The following is a 21,274-nucleotide window of genomic DNA, read 5'->3' as shown; positions in this document are numbered from 1 at the left end:
GCATCACATTTTTTCTTATCCAGCAAAAGCGCCTGACTTCTCGGTCAGAACGGCTCCGCAAAAAAGTCCAATCCAGACTTTCTGTCGGATCCTTATCTGCCATGCCTGCGCTGACCAAGGCGCTTACACTTTTTTAATTAAACTAAAAGGACGGTGATCATCATGAATGAAATGTTTGATGATCGGATTCCCCCGCAAAATATTGAGGCGGAGCAAGCTGTACTCGGAGCGATTTTTCTAGAACCCGCATCTTTAATCACCGCTTCTGAAATTCTGATTCCAGAAGATTTTTACAGAGCATCTCATCAGAAGATTTACAATGTGATGCTGAAGCTTGCGGATAAAGGGGAGCCTGTTGACTTAGTAACAGTAACCTCCGAGCTTGCGGATGCCAATTTATTAGAGGAAATCGGCGGAGTATCTTATTTAAGTGATTTGGCAAATGCGGTACCGACTGCTGCCAATATCGAATATTACGGAAGAATCGTAGAAGAGAAGTCGATTTTGCGGAGATTGATCCGAACAGCTACAACGATTGCTCAAGACGGTTATTCCCGTGAAGATGAAGTGGATGTTTTATTAAATGAAGCAGAAAAAAACATCATGGAGGTCTCACAGCGGAAAAACGCAGGAGCTTTCCAGAATATTAAAGATGTTCTTGTTCAAACGTACGATAACATTGAATTGCTCCACACAAGAAAAGGCGACATTACCGGAATAGCCACGGGCTTTACAGAGCTCGACAGAATGACAGCGGGATTTCAGCGAAATGATCTGATTATCGTAGCTGCCCGTCCGTCAGTTGGTAAGACCGCTTTTGCCTTGAATATCGCGCAAAACGTGGCCACGAAAACAGATGAAAACGTCGCGATCTTCAGTCTTGAGATGGGGGCAGATCAGCTTGTCATGAGGATGCTTTGTGCAGAAGGCAATATTAATGCACAGAATTTGCGTACTGGTAACTTAACTCCGGAAGACTGGGGCAAGCTCACCATGGCGATGGGAAGCTTGTCGGATTCAGGGATATTTATTGATGATACACCAGGTATCCGGGTAAGCGAAATCCGTGCAAAATGCCGGCGCCTTAAACAGGAAAGCGGCCTTGGCATGATTCTGATTGACTATCTGCAGCTGATTCAGGGAAGCGGACGAAATAAAGATAACCGTCAGCAGGAAGTATCTGAAATTTCCAGGACACTTAAGTCGCTCGCAAGGGAATTAAAAGTGCCTGTTATCGCCTTATCCCAGCTATCACGCGGAGTTGAGCAGCGTCAGGACAAGCGTCCTATGATGTCAGATATCCGTGAATCAGGAAGTATCGAGCAGGATGCGGATATTGTTGCTTTCTTATATCGTGATGATTACTACGACAAGGAATCCGAAAATAAAAATATTATCGAAATTATCATTGCAAAACAGCGTAACGGTCCAGTCGGAACGGTCAGTCTTGCTTTCGTAAAAGAATACAATAAATTCGTTAACCTGGAACGGCGATTCGATGATGCCGGCGTTCCGCCAGGTGCTTAGAGCTGTCGCTGCAGACAGCTTTTTTTTGTGGAGATAGATGATGATAAGCGATGATAGGGGATTTATTTAGGTGATAGTGCAGTGAATTGAGTTGTGGAGCACTTTTCTCGGTGTTGCGCCCTGATAATGTGCTGCAAACTGGGTAATGAAGCACTAAACTGTTGTTGTAGCTTACATTAAGTGCTGTAAATTCGGTAATGAAGCACTAAACTGTTGTTGTAGCTTACATTAAGTGCTGCAAACTGGGTTATGAGGCACTTCCCACGTGTTGTAACCTACATAAAGTGTAGCAAACTCAGTTATGAAACACTTCCCACGTGTTGTAACATACATAAAGTGTAGCAAACTCAGTTATGAAACACTTCCCACGTGTTGTAACCCACATTAAGTGTCTCAAACTCGGTTATGAAGCACTTCCCCACATGCTGTAACCCACATTAAGTGCTGCAAATGCGATCATGGAGCACTTATCTTATGCAGGCGCCATGATAATGTGCTGTAAACTTGGTTATGACCCACTTATATAAGAACAGATCTCCACTTATTATTACAACTACAATTGTCAAACGCTCTCCAAACTACGGCACACATCCTTCCCTCTGGAATGAAAGCCTAAAACGAGGGGAATCTATGTAAAGATGAACAAAATCAATCACAATCACGATTTATTACGAACGAAATTAAAATGTAATCTTATTAATGTTCGTCTTTTCGTTGACTTTCGATTCGTTTGCTGGTAAAATTAGCTTGTTTGATCGTGCGAAAAGAGAAAGAGTTGCAAAAAACCGGAGGTGCACATTAATGTCTTCAGTAGTAGTAGTTGGAACACAATGGGGAGATGAAGGTAAAGGAAAGATTACCGACTTCCTTTCAGAAAATGCAGAGGTTATCGCTCGTTATCAAGGCGGGAATAACGCTGGACATACGATAAAATTTAACGGTGAAACATATAAGCTCCACTTAATTCCATCAGGTATCTTTTACAGTGAAAAGACCTGTGTAATCGGCAATGGAATGGTAGTAGACCCGAAAGCTCTTATTACGGAGCTTGCTTATCTTCATGAGCGCGGAGTAAGCACAGACAATCTTCGCATCAGCAATCGTGCGCATGTTATTCTTCCTTACCATTTAAAACTTGATGAAGTAGAAGAAGAACGCAAAGGCGCCAACAAGATCGGTACGACTAAAAAAGGAATCGGCCCTGCATACATGGACAAGGCAGCACGCGTAGGAATCCGCATCGCTGACTTATTGGACCGTGAGGCTTTCGAAGAAAAATTAACTAGAAACCTTGAAGAAAAGAACCGCATGCTTGAAAAGTACTACGAAACAGAAGGATTTACGATTGAAGAAATCCTTGATGAGTACTATGAGTATGGTCAGCAGTTCAAGAAGTACGTTTGCGACACAGCTGTTGTTTTGAATGATGCTCTTGACGGAGGCAGACGCGTATTATTTGAAGGTGCTCAGGGCGTTATGCTTGATATCGATCAAGGTACGTATCCATTTGTTACTTCTTCAAACCCGGTAGCGGGAGGAGTAACAATCGGTTCTGGTGTAGGACCAACGAAAATCAACCATGTTGTCGGTGTTTCTAAAGCATACACAACACGTGTTGGAGACGGCCCGTTTCCTACTGAACTCGATAACGAAATCGGACATCATATCCGCGAAGTCGGCCGTGAATACGGTACAACTACAGGCCGCGCACGCCGCGTAGGCTGGTTTGACAGCGTTGTTGTCCGTCATGCACGCCGTGTCAGCGGAATTACCGATTTATCATTAAACTCCATTGATGTTTTAACTGGCATCGAAACATTGAAGATTTGTACAGCATACAAATACAAAGGCGAAATCATGGAATCTTTCCCTGCAAGCCTTAAAGTACTTGCTGAGTGTGAGCCTGTCTATGAAGAGCTTCCAGGCTGGACAGAAGACATCACAGGCGTCCGTGACCTTGGCGAGCTTCCACAAAACGCACGTAACTACATCGAGCGTGTATCACAGCTTACAGGCATCCCTCTTTCAGTATTCTCAGTGGGACCTGACAGAACACAAACAAACGTTGTAAGAAGCGTATATAGCTAAGCAAAAAACGAAAGGGGCTTGTCTCCTTTCGTTTTTTTTAGATTGCAGTACTGCCGAAGATACTCAAGTACATCATCTATGATCATTGTAAAGTTCTATAAGTGAAAAACAGTTTCTATCAGTTTAAATAGTGATTCTATCAGTATCTCCTGCATTACCCTTTAACGAGTTTCTTTATATTAAATAATTTCCTTGTATTTCCGCGAATCATGAATTATAATAATAAAGGTCCGGTGTTAAACAACGTTTTACATAACATTGTGAAAAGATTACATAAACATGGCTCGGTAGCTCAGTCGGTAGAGCAAAGGACTGAAAATCCTTGTGTCGGCGGTTCGATTCCGTCCCGAGCCACTCAAAAAAGACATGATCCTTTTAGGATGCATGTCTTTTTATTTTGTTACCTTTGCAGTATGAGAAATCCTGCTTGTATGGGCATATATTTACAGGAAACAGTAAATTATGTCACCAATAATACAGAAATGTTACATTTTGCAAAATGACTAGGTAATTTTCTGATAATATGCTAATTTAATATAGTGGTAAAAAAATAGAATTTTGTCGAAATAGAACTATTTGCTTATAAAATGATAGATAAAGTACTTAGCAGTGGTTAATTGGGAGGAAATTAAATCGTGTTTAAGCGCATAAATGGATTCGTTGGAAACAACGTTCAGTATACAAAAAACAGCATAATGAAGAAGGCTTTTTTTAGTTTGGGAATTGCCGGAGCACTGTCATTTGGCATTGGATCTGCATCTGCGGAAGAAAAGCTTGAAACGGTATATCATGTTTATTTAGATGGAGAAAGAATTGGTACAGTCGACAGTCAGCAGTTAATTGATGACCTTTCAAAGCAGAAAGTTGAAGAGGCCAAAAAGAACTATAAAGATTATCAATTAACGGTTGAAGAAATTGAAATGATCCCTGAGCAAATGTTTCGTCCTGTTTCAAACAACGAAGAAACAGTAAATAAGCTCAATGCAGAAATGGATGTTGTAGCAGAAGCTGCAGCCATTAAAGTAGACGATCAAAACGTTGCTTACTTCAAAAATAAAGAAGAAGCCGAAAGTGTATTGAATAAATTTAAAGGCAAATATGTTTCCGAGGACGTTTTAAAGCAGCTTGATACGATGAAAGATTCCACCGTGCCTCTGCAGCCTATTAAAGAAAATCAATCTCGTATATTAGACGTTTCCTTTTCTGATAAAGTTTCAGTTTCAGAAGAAAAAGTTTCTCCCGATAAGCTGATTACGGCCGAGGAAGGCTTAAAGCTATTAGAAAAAGGAACACTTGAAGAGAAAAAACACAAAGTCGGTGGTGCCGATGTACTCAGTACAGTAGCTTCTGAATATAAACTTACTGTAGAAGAACTTCTTGCACTCAATCCAAGTTTAGAAGATGAAGATGTCATTAAACCTGGTGACGAACTGAATGTAAAAGAGTATAAACCATTTACAAATGTTCTTGTAAAAGAAGAAGTATCTAAGAAAGAAGCAATTGCCTATGAAACAGAAGTGATCGAAGATTCTTCTATGTTCAAAGGCGACAAGAAAACGAAACAAGAAGGCAAAGACGGTCAAAAGCTCTTAAATTATATTGTTTATAAAGAAAACGGCAATGAAGTGAAACGTGATACAACAAAGGATGAAACACTGACTGAGCCGGTAAAAGAAATTATCGTTAAAGGCACGAAAGTCGTTCCTTCACGCGGCAACGGATCTTTAGCATGGCCTGCTGTCGGCGGAACTGTAACAAGCAAGCTTGGAACCCGCTGGGGCAAAATGCATAAAGGAATAGATATCGCAGGTGTAAGTGATCGTAAGATTAAAGCTGCCGATAATGGGAAAATTGTTTATGCAGCAAATTCAGGCGCATATGGAAACAAAGTCGAGATTGACCACGGCAATGGCATGAAAACAGTTTACGCACATCTAAACTCTATTTCTGTCTCTGTAGGTCAAACTGTATCCCAAGGCCAAAAAATTGGTGTAATGGGATCTACTGGACGTTCAACAGGCGTTCATTTGCATTTCGAAGTTTACCAAAATGGAAGCTTGAAAAATCCGCTTAATTACTTGAAAAAATAACCTCTAGCTTTGCTAGAGGTTTTCCTTATTTCAGCTCGGCAAAATGCCGGGTTTTTGTCTTTACTGCATGAAATAATTTTTAGCAGTAAGTTTTCAATAGTTCATGATGAACCTCTTTTCACGCTGCAGCTGTTTTACCGCAGCACATTTAGGAAATAGCTAAAAAGAAATACGCCTTGAAAAGGTGAATCTGTTTAGTAGAAGTGGTAAATTAAGAATAAGGAAAGAAACACCTAATGTAAAAGGGGCGATTGGCCATGGAAAAGAAGATCTTAGTTGTTGATGATGAAAAGCCGATTGCAGACATTCTGCAATTTAACTTAAAAAAAGAAGGCTATGAAGTATTTTGTGCCTACGATGGAAATGAAGCAGTTGAAATGGTAGAAGAAATTCAGCCTGATCTCATCCTTTTAGATATTATGCTCCCGAATAAGGACGGAATGGAAGTATGCCGTGAAGTCCGAAAAAAATATGAAATCCCCATTATCATGCTCACAGCGAAAGACTCTGAAATCGATAAAGTGCTTGGACTTGAACTGGGGGCAGATGACTATGTTACTAAACCTTTCAGCACGAGAGAGCTTTTAGCGCGTGTAAAAGCGAATTTAAGAAGGTTGCAGGCTCTTCCTCCAGAACAGCAATCAGATAAAAATGAAATTGAAATCGGCTCATTGACGATTCATCCGGATGCCTATGTCGTCTCTAAACGCGGTGAAACGATTGAACTGACTCATCGTGAGTTTGAGCTGCTTCATTATTTAGCTAAACATATTGGACAAGTTATGACGCGTGAACACCTCCTTCAAACCGTTTGGGGCTATGATTATTTTGGTGACGTCCGCACTGTAGATGTGACCGTGCGCAGACTAAGGGAGAAAATCGAAGATAACCCGAGTCATCCGACTTGGATTGTGACACGAAGAGGTGTCGGGTATTACTTGCGAAACCCTGAACAGGAGTAGGTTTCATGAATAAAGTAGGTTTTTTTAGATCGATCCATTTCAAATTTGTAATGGTTTATGTGCTCCTGATTATGATTGCTATGCAGATCATCGGAGTTTATTTTGTGCAGCAGCTAGAAAGATCTTTAACAGAGAACTTCAATACCTCCATTACGCAAAGAATCAATTTTATTAATTACAGCATTGAACAGGAAATGACGAAAGAGCGGACAGAAGATCCATCAGGCACCCTTCCTACACTTGAGGAAGACATCACTGCGATATTAAAGGACTTTGCAAAGGATGAAATCCAGGAAATCAGAGTCATTGATAAAAATAGCCGTGTGATTGCTACGTCTGATCCTAATAATAGCGATATTATTGGAAAACGGACGACAGAAGTTCTTGTAAAACGGACGCTTGTATTCGAAAAACCGGATGAAAAAGTCTATATAGAACGTGACACAAGCAGGCGTGTATGGGTTTCCTCAACTCCTATTAAAAATATTGACCAAGAAACCATCGGAGCACTGTATCTTGTAGCTTCGATGGAAGAAGTATTTTCCCAGATGAGGGTTATCAATGGAATCTTAGCCACAGGAACCGGTATTTCCTTGGCAATCACCGCAGCATTAGGTGTTTTTCTTGCGCGTACGATTACCAGGCCAATGTCTGATATGAGAAAGCAGGCAATTGAGTTATCCAAGGGTAATTTTTCAAGGAAAGTCAGAGTTTACGGCGAGGATGAAATTGGCCAGCTTGCAGTTACGTTTAATAATCTGACAGATAAACTTGAAGAAGCTCAGGCCTCTACTGAAGGAGAACGTAAAAAGCTAGCATCTGTTATTGCGCATATGACGGATGGCGTCATCGCAACGAACCGGACCGGGGAAGTCATTTTGGTCAACAATCCGGCCTTGGAAATGCTTAACGTTTCACGTGAAACCGTTTATGAGGTGCCGATTACGAAAATACTCGGAATTGAAGACGAGTATACGTTTGATAGTTTAATTGAGCAGCAGGACTCCCTTATTTTAGATGCAAGCACTGAGGATAAGCCATACATCCTGAGAGTAAACTTCTCTGTTATTCAAAAAGAGCAGAAACGAAATAATGGTCTGATTGCTGTCATTTATGATATTACGGAACAGGAAAAAATTGATGAGGAAAGACGCGAATTTGTAGCTAACGTATCTCATGAACTAAGAACGCCGCTTACGACGATGCGCAGCTACCTGGAAGCACTTGCCGATGGAGCCTGGGAAGATAAAGAAATTGCTCCTCAGTTTTTAAACGTCACTCAAAATGAGACAGAACGGATGATTCGTCTTGTAAATGATTTGCTGCAGCTTTCAAAACTGGACAGCAAAGATTACCGCATCAATAAAGAATGGATTAACTTTACTAATTTCTTTAATCAAATTATTGACCGGTTTGAGATGACAAAGGAACAGCACGTGACCTTCTTGCGCAAGCTCCCTGACGAAAAACTGTATGTGGACATTGATCCGGATAAGATTACACAAGTGCTGGATAATATTATTTCAAATGCCCTCAAATATTCGCCAGAGGGCGGTCTGATTACGTTTAAGGTTGAAGTGCAAGAGGATAAGCTTCAAATCAGCGTAACAGACCAGGGAATGGGAATTCCAAAAGGAACCGAGAACAAAATATTTGAGCGGTTTTACCGTGTGGACAAAGCGCGGACAAGAAAGCTCGGGGGAACAGGTCTCGGCCTTGCTATAGCAAAAGAGATGATTGGCGCGCATGATGGGGAAATATGGGCAAAAAGTGTGGAAGGCAAAGGAACAACGATCTTGTTTACTCTTCCATTTACCCGGGATCAAGAGGATGATTGGGATGAAACGTGAACAAGCAAAAACAGTCATATTAGTGCTGCTTGTCTGCTGCAGTGTGTTTTTTACTTATAACCTGTGGACCTTTAAGCCTAACTATGACTTCATACAAAATAGCCAGTATCTAGAAAATGCACCTATCAGTCAAGTGAAAAATGAGCCGGCTAACGTGATCCGCCCTTATCAGATGTTCGTCCATCAAAACGCCGAACATTACGGAACGTTTAAAGCTGAAAATATTGATTTCCTGTGGAATCAGCTGCGTAACTGGAATATCAGCGAAGTGAAAAATGTTTCAAGCAGATACACGTCTGATCAGCTTGATGAGTGGCTGAATGGGAAAAGCGAATCGAAAAAAATAGAATTTGTTTTCAGTGACAAAATTCCGTTTGAAATCTTTCAATCTATCTTTCAATATAAATCGCAGAAAACCATCTACTCTTCTTTTGACCGGATTGTCCTGCCTCAGGCAAAAGCCAATCAGCCGCAAAAAATCATTTTTGTTTCTGTCGAACAAAGACTCGTATATGAGGCATCTATCAGCAATGAAAATGCAAGAACCATCATTGCTTCCATCATTGAAAAAAAGGAAAACTTGGATCCATACATTTCAATCGATTTTTCAGAAGATAAGAACTTGCTTTTGCCAGAGGGCAAGATTGAATTGAACCAGATGAAGTATATTATTAATTCGATCAGCGGTGAGGATTTTAAACAGGCGCTCTTTACAAATCCAAGCTATGTAAGAAGAGAAATGAAACCTACCCAAAACGTCTATACAGATGGAACAAGCCTGCTGACCGTTTATCCAAGCCAGGAGAGATTAAGATTTGTTAATCCGACCATTGATCCGAGCATGTTTATTGAACGGGGAAAAGCTATGAAACAAAGCATAGAGTTCTTAAATAATCATGGCGGCTGGACAGATGATTATCAGTTTTTCAACATGGATTCCGACAGCCAGCTCGTCTCATTCCGTCTGATGGTTGACTCTGTTCCCGTGTTTGAAAATAACACTAACACGTTTGGACCTACTGAGATTTCGATGCGATGGGGAAACAATGAAATTGCGACCTATTTGCGCCCTCTATATGATTTGGATGCAGAATTTGTTCCAAATGCAGTGAAAATGCCAAATGGCAAAGAAGTCATCAATCTGCTTGAGCAGAGAAAGACAATTGAAAAAGAAAATGTGAAGCGGGTATTTCCTGCTTATGAAATGTCTGCAACAGCAGAGCCGAGAATTGTTGCCGTTAAGCCGTACTGGTACGTAGAAACCGAAAGCGGCCAATTTGTTAAGCTGCAGGCAGGAAATGATACGCTTGGAGGTAACAGCGATGGATTGGAGTAAGACGAAATCCATTTTTATACTGGCATTTCTCGTTCTGAATACGTTTTTAGCGATTCAATATTTTAATATTATCATTACAAACAGCAGGTATGATGTGATTCAAAAAGCAACAGTTGAAGAACAGCTTGCAGCCGAAGGAATTACTTATGTAGAGCTTCCTAAAGGAAATGAAAAAGGTGCTTACATTTCAGCTGAAAGCAAGGTTTTCTCTGAAGAAGAACTGAAGTCTTTATCCAATCAGGAGATTCTTAATGTTGAAAATAACCTCACCGGATTAAAAGCTGAATTTGAAAAGCCGATTGGACTGCCTGAGACCAATACCCAGAGTAAATTGAATCAGATTGTCCGCGAGAACATCCTTTACGGAGATCAATATGCGCTATGGAAGACGGATAAGGTAAAAAATACAATCGTCTACATTCAAACATATAATGATAGAATGGTCTTTCAGGATCTTTCTACCGATCAGAACATCGGAATGCTGACCCTTTATCTAAATGATAAGAATCAGATTGTCAGCTATGAGCAGACCATGCTTGAAAATATTGAGGATCTGGAAGAAAGACAGGACACCCTCCCTGCCCTTAAGGCACTGGAGGCTCTCTACAATAAAAATGATTTAAAGCCAAACAGCAAAGTAACAGATGTGCAATTTGGCTACTATACACCTTTTCCCTTATCAGGAGAACAGATATTGGCACCGACATGGCATATCGTTGTGAATGAAAAAGAGGATTATTACGTAAATGCATTAGAAGGACAAGTGATCCGTTCTAATGAAAAATTGGAGTGAGAAACGATGAGCTTGCAATTCAGTGTTCTCGCAAGCGGAAGCACGGGCAATGCCACTTATATAGAAACAGATCAGCATTCATTGCTCGTTGATGCGGGATTCAGCGGTAAACAAATGGAAGTGCTGTTTCAGCTGATTGGAAAAAAGATCAATCAGTTATCCGGTATTCTTGTTACCCACGAGCACAGCGATCATATTAAAGGTTTAGGGATTCTTGCAAGAAAGTACAAGCTGCCGATTTATGCAAATGAGAAAACGTGGCATGCAATGGAAGGATTGATCGGAGCCATTCATCCCGATCAGAAGTTTATTTTCCCGACGGGCACCGTTCAATCATTTGGAGGACTCGATGTAGAATCGTTTGGCGTGTCACACGATGCTGCTGAGCCGATGTTTTATGCTTTTCATCATGAAGACAAGAAGCTGGCATTAATTACGGATACAGGATACGTCAGTGACAGAATGAAGGGGATCATTGATAACGCGGATGCCTTTGTTTTTGAAAGCAACCATGATGTGGACATGCTCAGAATGGGTCACTATCCGTGGAGTGTAAAACGCCGGATTCTGAGTGATGTCGGCCATGTATCAAATGAAGATGCTGCCCTTGCAATGACTGATGTGATCGGAGACAAAACAAAAAGAATTTACCTGGCACATTTAAGTAAAGACAACAATATGAAAGAGCTAGCCAAAATGTCTGTACAGCAGACGCTTGCAAGCAAAGGGTTCATGTCCGGCGAACAGTTTGAACTGTACGATACAGATCCTAAAAACCCAACACCCCTCGTGACTGTCTGATATAAAAATAGATTTTTTTGGATATCCTTGAGTATAATATTGCTAAGATATACACACTATTCATACAGGGTTTGTTTGTGTGAAAGGATGGGTGAAAAAGCGATGGGGTATTACGATCAGGACTATGAACAGAATAGTCGAAAACAAAAAGGAAACCGGGGCGGAAAGTTCCTGCCAGGCCTCCTTGGCGCTATTTTAGGAGGGCTTCTCGTCATTTTCTCCATTCCGGTGCTTGCGAATATGGACATCCTTCCATATGACCTGGCTTTAGGAGATGACGACGAGGAAACTGGCGAGGACCAGACTCCGAACGAAACCGAACCTTCCAAAAACATTTCAGTCGATGTAAGCACAGCTGTTACGCAGGCTGTCGACAAAGTCTCAAAAGCAGTTGTTGGCGTGGTGAATATACAGGAAGCCGGCTTCTGGAATGAAAAAGGCGAAGCGGGAACAGGATCAGGTGTCATTTACAAAAAAGAAGGCGGCAATGCTTTCGTAGTCACCAACTATCATGTCATCGCCGGAGCCACTCAGATTGAACTTAGCTTAAGTGATGGAACCCGTGTACCTGCTGAAGTCCTTGGAAGCGATGAGCTGATGGATCTGGCTGTTCTCAGAACAGAAAGCAAACCTGTGGAGCAGGTTGCGGAATTTGCAAATTCAGACAATGTGAAGCCTGGAGAACCCGTCATTGCCATCGGTAATCCTTTAGGCCTTCAATTTTCAGGATCTGTCACACAGGGCATCATTTCCGGTACAGAAAGAGCGATTCCCGTTGATTCCAATAATGACGGCGAGGTTGACTGGAACGCAGAAGTTCTTCAGACAGATGCAGCCATCAACCCTGGAAACAGCGGCGGAGCGCTCGTGAATATTGACGGAAAATTAATCGGCATCAACTCAATGAAAATTGCTCAATCAGCCGTAGAAGGCATCGGGCTTGCGATTCCAATTAATCTTGCTGCTCCAATCATTGATGACTTAGAAAAGTATGGTGAAGTAAGACGCCCATTCCTTGGCATCGGCATGCGATCATTGAATGAAGTATCAAGCTACCATTGGGAGCAAACGCTGAAGCTTCCGGAAAAAGTAAAGTCAGGTGTAGTGGTCATGAGTGTGAATCCAGTATCACCGGCAGGCCAGGCTGGACTGAAAGAGATGGATGTCATAACGGAATTTGACGGTAAAGAATTAAAAGATATCATCGACCTTCGAAAACAGTTATATAAGAAAGCTGTTGGAGAAAGTGTAGAACTTGTTTTTTACCGCGAAGGGAAAAAACAATCAGTGAAGCTGAAGCTTGGAGAAGAACAGGAGGGGTAAGTTTCTCCTGTTTTTTCTTTGTACGAATAAATCCACATTGTGGATAAACGGAGGAATACTATGAAATGCTGTGAAGAACACATCGAATTAGCGATAGATATGTATGTAGACGAGCATGAAATTGCGCCAGAAATCGAAAAAATCAGAGAAATCAACAAGTTATCCACAACCTGTGAATTGTGCACAAACCCTGCTGTATATATAGTGGGGAACTAATATTCGCACACTAAATGTGGATAAGTTGTGCACAAATGTGGATAAAATCTGTTGGTAATCTGTTCTTAAGTGGGGATAGCCTGTGAATATAACAATTTGTACAATCGGAAAGTTAAAAGAGAAATATCTAAAACAAGGAATCGACGAATTTTTAAAGCGTTTAACACCATACGCAAAAGTAGATATCATCGAACTCCCGGACGAAAAAGCACCTGAAAACCTCAGCGAATCCGAAATGGAAATGGTGAAGCAAAAAGAAGGCGAGCGCATCCTTTCGAAGATTTCGGATGACACTCATGTCATTGCGCTGGCGATAGAAGGGAAAATGAAATCGTCTGAGCAGCTTGCTGCTGATTTAGATCGTTTAGCTACATATGGTAAGAGTAAAGTGGCGTTTGTGATTGGTGGATCGCTGGGGTTGAGTAATGAGGTTATGAAGAGAGCGAATGATACGCTGTCTTTTTCGAAGATGACGTTTCCGCATCAATTAATGAGACTTATCTTAGTGGAGCAAGTTTATAGGGCTTTTCGGATTAATCGGGGTGAACCGTATCATAAGTGAATGAGGTTCTTAAATAATTTCATTCTAGCGTTAATAAAACCAGCATTTTTAATAATGGGAAGTTGAAATCCACAGCATCCATCACGATAGAAAAATTTATCAAGAACCAGGCACTACAAAAAAATTTCATCATATATAGTTGATATCCGTTCGGATTTGATGAGGAGGATATCATGCAACCTATGTTACCTATGGAAAAATATTTTGGGCAGTTTGAACTGGTGCATGCTTTTTATGGGGCTATGCCTACAGGTGTCAGCGTTTCCGAAACCGGTCGTATTTTTGTTTGCTTTCCGAAATGGGGAGACGACGTTCAATTTACTGTGACGGAAATTGTTGAGGGTGAATTGCAGCCTTATCCCAGTTTAGAAACAAATTTGGTTAACACTGGAAATATTACGATGTCTTTCGTCAGTGTCCAAAGTATCGTTGCTGATGGAAGAGGAACACTTTGGGTACTAGATACAGGGGCACCAAATTTTTCTGAACCTATTCAAGGGGGAGCAAAATTAGTTGCTGTTGATTTAAGCACGAATACAATAAGGAGAGTATATACCTTTACAGAAGATGTTGTCTTGCCAACAACTTATCTGAATGATGTCCGTTTGGATTTTCGGGTTGGAAGAGCAGGCTATGCATATATAACGGATTCTTCTTCCAGAGGGCCAGGGGCTATTATCGTCGTAGATTTAGAAAATGGGGACGCGTTTAGACGGTTAAATGGGGCAATATCAACTTCACCTGATCCCTATTTTTTACCGAAAGTAGAAGGTGAAATTTTGATGAATCGAAACCCGGACGGCTCGACTTTCCCATTTAGATTGGCTTCCGATAGTTTAGCGATTTCTCCTGATGGAAAGGTTTTATTTTATGCTCCGCTAACCAGCCGTCAACTGTTCTCAATTTCAACAGAAGCCCTAAGAGACAGTAGGATACAGGACATGAATTTATCCCAATATGTGCAGTATTGGGGGGAAAAAGGTGCGTCTGATGGAATGATCACCGGCGCAAAAGGAACCGTTTATGCGGGAGACTATGAAAACAACAGTATCCGGAAGATATTGCCGAATGGCGCAATGGAAACCATCGCACATGACCCGAGAATTTTATGGCCGGATACTTTTTCGATTGGCCCCGATCAATACTTATATGTCATTGTGAATCAATTACACCGGCAGGCGAGATTTCATTATGGAAGAGACCTGCGGGAAAAACCATATAGTTTACTTCGTATGAGAATTGATGAATTCCCTGCTCCTACCTTTTCATAATAATCTTAAACGTGATAGTGAGGGCCTGACCCTCACCACGTTAACGTATTAGTGCGCTGAGGGTCAGGTGCAAATATAATCAGCCTCATTTGAGTGATAATATCTAGTTAAAAAACGATATTTGTTACTGGACTAGTGGTTAGGTTTTATGACCAGTTCACTTAAAACCAAATATTGAAGGACGGGAAAATGTGAAATTTCAATAAATCTGGTTTCCGAATTCCAATTAAACCTTTTTGCTAATAATATTCTTCTCTACGGACACGATAAGACAAACGAAACTTTATAGATTGGTGGCCGGGAGAATGAAGGTATTATCTATGATTCAGCCTTGGGCAAGTCTTTTTGTGCTTCGAGAGAATGAATTTGAAACAAGGTCATGGAAAACAAATTATCGCGGGCCGCTGGCCATTCATACAAGTAAAAAAATAGATAAGGCTGCCTGCAGGCATGTGGCCATCCGTTCGCTGCTCGGTAAGCATGGATATACAGAAGAAACCCTTCCGACCGGAATGATCATTGCTGTAGGCCGGCTTGAAAATTGTCTGAAGATAACTGAAAATAATCAGACATCAGCAGTCCTGGAAAATGGACAAATCGTATCAGGAAATGATTATTTTTTGGGAGACTTTAATGTGGGAGGATATGCTTGGGAGGTTCAAGACATGAAGATCTTGAATGAACGTATCCCAGCAAAAGGCCGGCTTGGGTTATGGGAAACTGATTTATTATGAAAGGCGATGGAGGTAAGCCGTAGTTCACTTGTACATAGGAATAACATACGGCTAAATTGTATTTTTCTTAAAATTTATTAATCCAGAAATATCTAGAGAAAAAATAGAAATGATACTCTTGGTAATAGAATATACCTTAGCGGGTTTGTCTTGAACCTTCTTAATCATCAAGTTTTCAATATTTGCTTATTCCCCTGTTTAATAATAAAGCCTTCAACTCTTACACTTTTAAGTTTTTTTCTAAATCATTTAAAGTTATTCCACTCAAACTCCTATATCCTCCAAAAAAATCATTATAAACTTATTCGCTATAGACAATTAATTGGCTTTAGTAGAAAAACTCATTTATGTGGCTCACGAAAAACCATGTTGTAAATAGGAGAAGCAGATAGTGAGGAAATTTATGTAAGAATAGTGATGATAAAAGAAGGACCAAAGAACACTCCAACGTTCTTAGTTCTTCTTTTTCACATAATAAACCAACCCTTCGGCAACCATAAAAAGGTAAATCTGTATAACCTGGAGATGCCTATGCAAAGTTTAACGAAAATCCTTATACCGAGACAGCTGTTTACGCTCCTGATATTATCCACTGGCCTTCTTAATCATGTGATTCTCATCCCAAATCTGCTGACCGCTTCAGGAAGGGACAGCTGGTTGAGTGTCCTTTTGTGCTGTCCGGTGGCCTTATTCTTTTTATGGCTTGTTTCCTACATTGTGAAAAATTGTCCGGATGAAGGTTTTTTCAGTATGGTCAGGAATCGATTTGGCAAGGTATTCTCCGCCATTTTATCGCTTCCGGTCGTTCTTTTTTTGTTTTGCAGTTCGTATTTGACCTTTAAGGATCTTGTCATTTGGCTGAACGCTTATTTTCTCGCGGATGCCTCTTTATTGATGATTAATATCATGCTTATTATTGTCTGCTGTGCCGTTACTTGGGCCGGAATAAAAACGATGGCGATATCCAGCGGCTTTCTTCTGCCGCTGGTCATTCTTTTTGGCATTTTCATAGCCATTACAAACACCAGTGTGAAGGACCCGCAGCTTCTGTTTCCTTTGCTTGCAGATGGTTATGAGCCTGTTATAAAAGGGACAATCTACACGCTGTCAGGTTTGCTTGAAATCTACCTGGTCATCCTCCTGCAGCCCTTTTCCCAAGCACGGATCAAGTTCTATCAGCTGCTTGTGCTTCTGATCATCCTGATCGGGTTGATTCTCGGTCCTCTTACCGCTGCCATTATGGAATTCGGGCCAACGGAAGCAGTCACCTTCCGCTATCCAGCCTATGAACAGTGGCGTATCCTGAAAATTGGGGACTACATCTCCCATCTTGATTTTTTTGCTTTGTATCAGTGGCTGAGCGGAGCTGTCATCCGTATAGGCTTGTTCATGTATTTGCTTGGAGTTTTTTTAACAAAGAAAAAACAGCATTACCGCCTGAATGCCAAGCTAGTCATCATCATGTATCTGATCTTATTTGCAGCGATTATGATCGATGTGGACACTTATTCGTTTACTCAAGTCATTTATCACTACTTTTTACCGGCATGCATGGCATTCTTTTTAATCCAGATACTACTATCAGCGCTACTCATATTCGTAATCAAAAAAAGGGATGAAAAGCATGGCAATGACACAAGGATCGACTCCTCAGGGTGAGGAGAGCATAGCAGAGAAAGCAGCGGGACTGAAGGAGAAATTCTCGAAAAGTCAGGATCTGGTTTGGAAGCAGCACGAAACGGTTATCGGCAGCTTTGAACTCATTTATCTGGATACCTTAATTGACAGCAATTTTATGAACCAATCGATCTTGCCGAAACTTGGAGAAGCCCATGAAGGAACCGTAGTGCAGACGATCAAGGCACGATTTCAGGCAGAGGATGTTACTTGTCAGGCGGAAGACGACCTGTCTCAGCTGCTTTTTGAAGGCAAAGTGCTGTTCCTTATCGAAGATAGGATTTTAAGTATTCAAGCAGGCGATTTCCCGAAGCGCCAGCCGGAGGAATCGTCGCTGGAAACGTCCATCAGAGGACCAAAGGATGGGTTTGTAGAAGATATCCGAACGAATATCTCCCTAATCAGAAGAAGGCTCAATACAACTTCGCTTTGCCTTGAGAAGTTTACAATCGGAAAAAGAAGCAATACAAAAGTGGCCCTTATGTACTTGGATGATGTCATTGATCCAAACGTACTCGATGAAGTTCGTAAAAGATTGAATCAGGTAGAGTTAGATCTTTTGACAAGTATTCATGAACTGGAATCCACCGTCCGGGACACGCCATATTCTGTTTTTCCAACGATGGATTTTACTGGAAGACCAGATTTTGTGGTACAGGTATTAAACCAGGGCAGATTTGCCCTACTGGTCGATGGCAATCCCACTGTCTCGTATGCGCCAATCAATTTGCTGCTGCAGACCAAATCTCCTGAAGACTCGTATATCAACTACGCTTATGTGTCGTTGGAGCGAATCATCAGAGTCATAGGAATCACCGTATCCGGCTTTTTGCCGAGCATCTGGATTGCGTTCTCCGCCTTTAACATTGAGCAGATTCCTTATCTTCTTGTGGCAACCATCTCTGTCTCAAGGTTCGGACTGCCATTATCAGCACCCATTGAAATGTTTGTCATTCTCTTTCTTTTTGAACTGTTTAACGAAGCGGGAGTGCGTCTGCCGCGCGCAATTGGGCAGACAGTCGCCGTTCTGGGAGGCTTGATTGTGGGGGATGCTGCCATCAGGGCTGGTTTGACTTCGCCGACAATGCTGGTCGTTGCGGCCATTACCTATATTTCCTCCTTCACCCTGGTAAATCAATCGCTTAGCTCTGCCATTACCATCGTAAGATTCGGCGCAATCATCCTTAGTACCTTCCTGGGATTGTTTGGCGTAGTGTTAGGGTTTATTTTAATCGTATTTTATTTTTCAACCCTGACGTCCTTTGGCGCACCATACTTTGGTTCATTGGCTCCTATTAGCTTGAAGGAGGGCATTAAATCATTCCTTAAGGCACCCATCCAGTTTTATAAAGCCCGAACGACCTCCACCAGTCCGAACGATCCCACAAGGGGGGACCAGTCATAATGGCCAAGGTGAAAGCAGTCATTCTCAGCTGTGTACTATTTCTTACAGGATGTACAGGGGTGAAAAATATCCAAGATCTTACCTACATTGTGGCAATTGGCATGGATTTTGATGAGGCAGAGAACGAATATGTGGTATACCTACAAGGGCTGAATTTTGCCAATGTCGCAAAGCAGGAGGGTGCAAAGTCGGTGGATCCAGTTCCTATTTTTATCGCCACGGCAAGAGGAGAAACCATGAATCTGGCCGTTAGCAAGCTCTACGGGAAATCCGAACCGCCCCTTTACTTCGGCCATGTCAATACCCTGTTGTTAACAAACCGCCTCATTCAGAGCAAGTCAGCCGAAATACTGGAGGAAGTCGGAAGAAACCGTTCCCTGCGGCCGACCATGAAGGTACTTACAACGGAAGAGAAAATTGAGGAAGTCTTAAATATACCGGCTCTTTTCAATTACCCTGCCATTTACACCGTTCTTTTTAAGGAGAAACTCAGTCAAATGGCAGAGAATGAATTAAAAGCGATTACGATGATGGATTTTCTGCGGGACTATTATGAACCGATGGGGACGGCAAAAATTCCATCTGTAAAAATTGATGAAAGCAGCTGGAAAGCCGATAAGGACTATCCGGTCTTGTATCTCAATGGATTTTCCGCCTTTCAGCACCAGGAATATAAAAAAGACATTCCTTTAGAGCATGCAGTCATCATTAATTGGCTGACGGAGAAGGGAATCTCTATTGATCAAAGGGTGGAAAAGGATGGGAAGCTTCTAGCTGCCGTCAAGCTAGGGGAGCCGAAGATGAAAATCAAGTACGATGAAACGGCAGAAATGCCAAAGTTCTCTATAGAAGTTTCCGTCAGTGCGGATCTCCTGGAAAAAATACAGCAGGACCTGACATTGAAATCTCTGAAAAAGCAGATAGAAGAAGCTGTAAAAGCAAAAGTCGAAGCCGTCTACTATGAAGGGTTGGACAACAAACTGGATATCCTGAATGCAGGAGAGAAATGGTACAGAAAGCACCCGAAGCAGTTTCAAAAATTAAAGGAGAACCCCGCCTTTTACCTTGATCGGGAATCTCTTACAGAGGTAAAAGTCAGCGCACAAATCCTGCATTTCAACAGCTATAAATTCAAACCGAGTGTAGAGGGGGAATTATAAGGATCACAGTGATTGGTGCGCCGTGTGTTTTAAAAAGAAAAATCAGTTTCAGAATTGAGACAGATCCGTAAAGGCGGCTTACCTTGTTCCAAATCCAAGGTCACATTGGGATAAATACATAAAGGATAGATTAAAACAGTTATCACGCTCCTGTTCATCTATCCTTTTTATTTTATATGAATAAATATTTTATGGATTCGTCGACCATAATCCAGCTGTTTTTACGAATACTCTGCGGTTTAGTTTTAATCCGGAAACAATGAGTTCAGCGAGGTCCTCTGGATGCATAACCCTTTCCGGATCTCCATTGATAAGGTTAGTATCATAGGCTAAATCAGTGGCTACTGTGCTCGGAGTAAGGGCAGTAACACGGATATTGTGTTTGTGTACTTCTAGCATTAATGATTCAGTCAAACCTAATACTGCAAATTTTGAAGCGCTGTAGGCGCTGGTGACAGGTGCTCCTTTTTGTCCGGCTGAGGATGAGATATTCACAATATCCCCTGTTTTTCTTTCAGTCATTTCAGGGAGAACAGCACGTGTGACATTGTAAACGCCCATTACATTCCCACTTATTATTTTTTCCGATTCTTCGGGTGATAGTTCAAGAAAACCGCCGAAAAAAATACTGAACATCTACTAGGTCATTACTGATAAAATGAATAAAAAACGAGAAAGGAGAAAAGTACTTGCTGGAAAAAATTGAAGATAAGAGTTTGTTTATGATATGCAAAGAGGTCCGCCGAGAGGCTTTTTCAGATATACCTGCTGATTATACTTTGCGATGCTGCAGGCCGGAGGAATTAGCGATTTGGAAAAGGATGCAGTTTGATTCTGCAGAAGATGCTGCAAGCTATGACGGATTTATGAATCAATTTTTTCAACAAGTTTATGGAGGAAAGGAAGAGCAATTTTTTAAACGATGCCTCTTCATTTGTGACAAGGAGAATCGTCCGGTCGGAACTTGTTTCATCTGGAAAGCTTACGGAAAAATTTCCACTATCCATTGGTTTAAAATAGTGAAAGAACAGGAAGGGAAAGGTCTTGGAAGAGCATTGTTGACGGCTGTGATGAAACAACAAGCAGGAAAAGAAGACTATCCTGTTTTTCTTCATACACACCCCGGTAGCCTGCGGGCCATCAAGCTGTACAGTGATATTGGTTTTTCCTTGCTTACAGACCCGGTTATTGGACATCGGATAAACGATTTGGATGCCTGTTTGCCAATTATGAAGGATTACTTGTCTTCAGATGCTTGGAACGGATTAACGTTTGCATCTGCTCCCGCTTCCTTCCTGAAGATTGTAAAGGAAGCGGAATCAGAAGAGTTTTAAGCAGTCCCTGTCACCCAAAATGCTTTATCTGGAGTTTGAAAGGTGATTTTTGTTATGTTATTCTCAATCTGCTCCTGAATACCAAAATAGCCTTAATACAAAAAATACAAAAAAAGAAGTACCAAAAACTCCCCACCGTTCTTGG

The 21,274-nt window shown here is 41.4% G+C and carries 17 protein-coding genes, 1 tRNA gene and 1 pseudogene; 18 read left to right on the top strand and 1 reads right to left on the bottom strand.

All coding sequences use genetic code 11. The features are described from left to right. Positions 1-162: 162 nt before the first annotated feature. The 17 genes from dnaB to E2R53_RS17465 all read left to right on the top strand — a co-directional run bounded on the left by dnaB (position 163) and on the right by E2R53_RS17465 (position 19,795). A complete protein-coding gene (gene dnaB / locus E2R53_RS17545; protein ID WP_070878898.1) occupies positions 163-1,527 on the top strand; it encodes a replicative DNA helicase in 1,365 nt (454 codons plus the stop codon). Between the two features lie 801 nt (positions 1,528-2,328). After that, positions 2,329-3,615, top strand: coding sequence for an adenylosuccinate synthase (locus E2R53_RS17540; RefSeq protein ID WP_133313011.1), 1,287 nt, complete (start codon positions 2,329-2,331; stop codon positions 3,613-3,615). A gap of 281 nt (positions 3,616-3,896) precedes the next feature. Next, a tRNA-Phe gene (locus E2R53_RS17535) sits at positions 3,897-3,969 on the top strand. 281 nt (positions 3,970-4,250) lie between these two features. Further along, on the top strand, positions 4,251-5,705 hold the full coding sequence (locus tag E2R53_RS17530; RefSeq protein WP_286166269.1) for a peptidoglycan DD-metalloendopeptidase family protein: 1,455 nt from the start codon (positions 4,251-4,253) through the stop codon (positions 5,703-5,705). A gap of 257 nt (positions 5,706-5,962) precedes the next feature. Next, on the top strand, positions 5,963-6,667 hold the full coding sequence (yycF, locus tag E2R53_RS17525) for a response regulator YycF (protein ID WP_070878896.1): 705 nt from the start codon (positions 5,963-5,965) through the stop codon (positions 6,665-6,667). 5 nt (positions 6,668-6,672) lie between these two features. Further along, on the top strand, positions 6,673-8,517 hold the full coding sequence (walK, locus tag E2R53_RS17520; RefSeq protein WP_133313009.1) for a cell wall metabolism sensor histidine kinase WalK: 1,845 nt from the start codon (positions 6,673-6,675) through the stop codon (positions 8,515-8,517). Then, complete coding sequence (locus E2R53_RS17515) at positions 8,507-9,853, top strand: YycH family regulatory protein (RefSeq protein WP_165971025.1); 1,347 nt, start codon at positions 8,507-8,509, stop codon at positions 9,851-9,853. The genes walK and E2R53_RS17515 overlap by 11 nt, the downstream gene beginning before the upstream one ends. Beyond that, positions 9,840-10,646, top strand: a complete 807-nt coding sequence (locus tag E2R53_RS17510) for a two-component system regulatory protein YycI (RefSeq protein ID WP_133313005.1) — start codon at positions 9,840-9,842, stop codon at positions 10,644-10,646. Before E2R53_RS17515 ends, E2R53_RS17510 begins: the two co-directional genes overlap by 14 nt. A gap of 6 nt (positions 10,647-10,652) precedes the next feature. Beyond that, positions 10,653-11,447 (top strand): MBL fold metallo-hydrolase, encoded by a 795-nt coding sequence (locus E2R53_RS17505; RefSeq protein ID WP_133313003.1) that lies wholly within the window; start codon positions 10,653-10,655, stop codon positions 11,445-11,447. A 102-nt stretch (positions 11,448-11,549) separates the two neighbouring features. After that, positions 11,550-12,770 (top strand): S1C family serine protease, encoded by a 1,221-nt coding sequence (locus E2R53_RS17500; protein WP_133313001.1) that lies wholly within the window; start codon positions 11,550-11,552, stop codon positions 12,768-12,770. Positions 12,771-12,830: 60 nt separating this feature from the next. After that, positions 12,831-12,986 (top strand): CxxH/CxxC protein, encoded by a 156-nt coding sequence (locus E2R53_RS17495; RefSeq protein WP_070878890.1) that lies wholly within the window; start codon positions 12,831-12,833, stop codon positions 12,984-12,986. 82 nt (positions 12,987-13,068) lie between these two features. After that, positions 13,069-13,548 carry a 23S rRNA (pseudouridine(1915)-N(3))-methyltransferase RlmH gene (gene rlmH / locus E2R53_RS17490; RefSeq protein ID WP_133312999.1) on the top strand — a complete coding sequence of 160 codons (480 nt, stop codon included), beginning with the start codon at positions 13,069-13,071 and terminating at the stop codon, positions 13,546-13,548. A gap of 173 nt (positions 13,549-13,721) precedes the next feature. Further along, positions 13,722-14,819, top strand: a complete 1,098-nt coding sequence (locus tag E2R53_RS17485; RefSeq protein ID WP_133312998.1) for an L-dopachrome tautomerase-related protein — start codon at positions 13,722-13,724, stop codon at positions 14,817-14,819. Positions 14,820-15,124: 305 nt separating this feature from the next. After that, positions 15,125-15,553: a 2-oxoglutarate dehydrogenase E1 gene (locus E2R53_RS17480; protein ID WP_133312996.1), complete on the top strand. Its 429-nt coding sequence runs from the start codon at positions 15,125-15,127 to the stop codon at positions 15,551-15,553. A 531-nt stretch (positions 15,554-16,084) separates the two neighbouring features. After that, on the top strand, positions 16,085-17,212 hold the full coding sequence (locus tag E2R53_RS17475) for a GerAB/ArcD/ProY family transporter (protein ID WP_133312994.1): 1,128 nt from the start codon (positions 16,085-16,087) through the stop codon (positions 17,210-17,212). Further along, a complete protein-coding gene (locus tag E2R53_RS17470) occupies positions 17,178-18,635 on the top strand; it encodes a spore germination protein (protein ID WP_133312993.1) in 1,458 nt (485 codons plus the stop codon). The genes E2R53_RS17475 and E2R53_RS17470 overlap by 35 nt, the downstream gene beginning before the upstream one ends. Further along, entirely contained in the window at positions 18,635-19,795 is a 1,161-nt protein-coding gene (locus E2R53_RS17465; protein ID WP_133312992.1) for a Ger(x)C family spore germination protein, read from the top strand. Before E2R53_RS17470 ends, E2R53_RS17465 begins: the two co-directional genes overlap by 1 nt. A 189-nt stretch (positions 19,796-19,984) precedes the next feature. On the opposite strand, the pseudogene E2R53_RS17460 reads toward E2R53_RS17465, so the two are convergent. Beyond that, positions 19,985-20,416 (bottom strand): annotated as a pseudogene (locus tag E2R53_RS17460) (SDR family NAD(P)-dependent oxidoreductase); the annotation flags it as partial. Positions 20,417-20,484: 68 nt separating this feature from the next. On the opposite strand from E2R53_RS17460, the gene E2R53_RS17455 reads away from it, so the two are divergent. Beyond that, positions 20,485-21,129, top strand: coding sequence for a GNAT family N-acetyltransferase (locus E2R53_RS17455; protein WP_133312990.1), 645 nt, complete (start codon positions 20,485-20,487; stop codon positions 21,127-21,129). Positions 21,130-21,274 lie beyond the last annotated feature (145 nt).

This window comes from Peribacillus frigoritolerans (genome assembly GCF_004358755.1).
Taxonomy (GTDB): domain Bacteria; phylum Bacillota; class Bacilli; order Bacillales; family Bacillaceae; genus Bacillus_P.
Note: the sequence above shows the minus strand (reverse complement) of the source record. Positions and strands in the feature narration are given on the sequence as shown.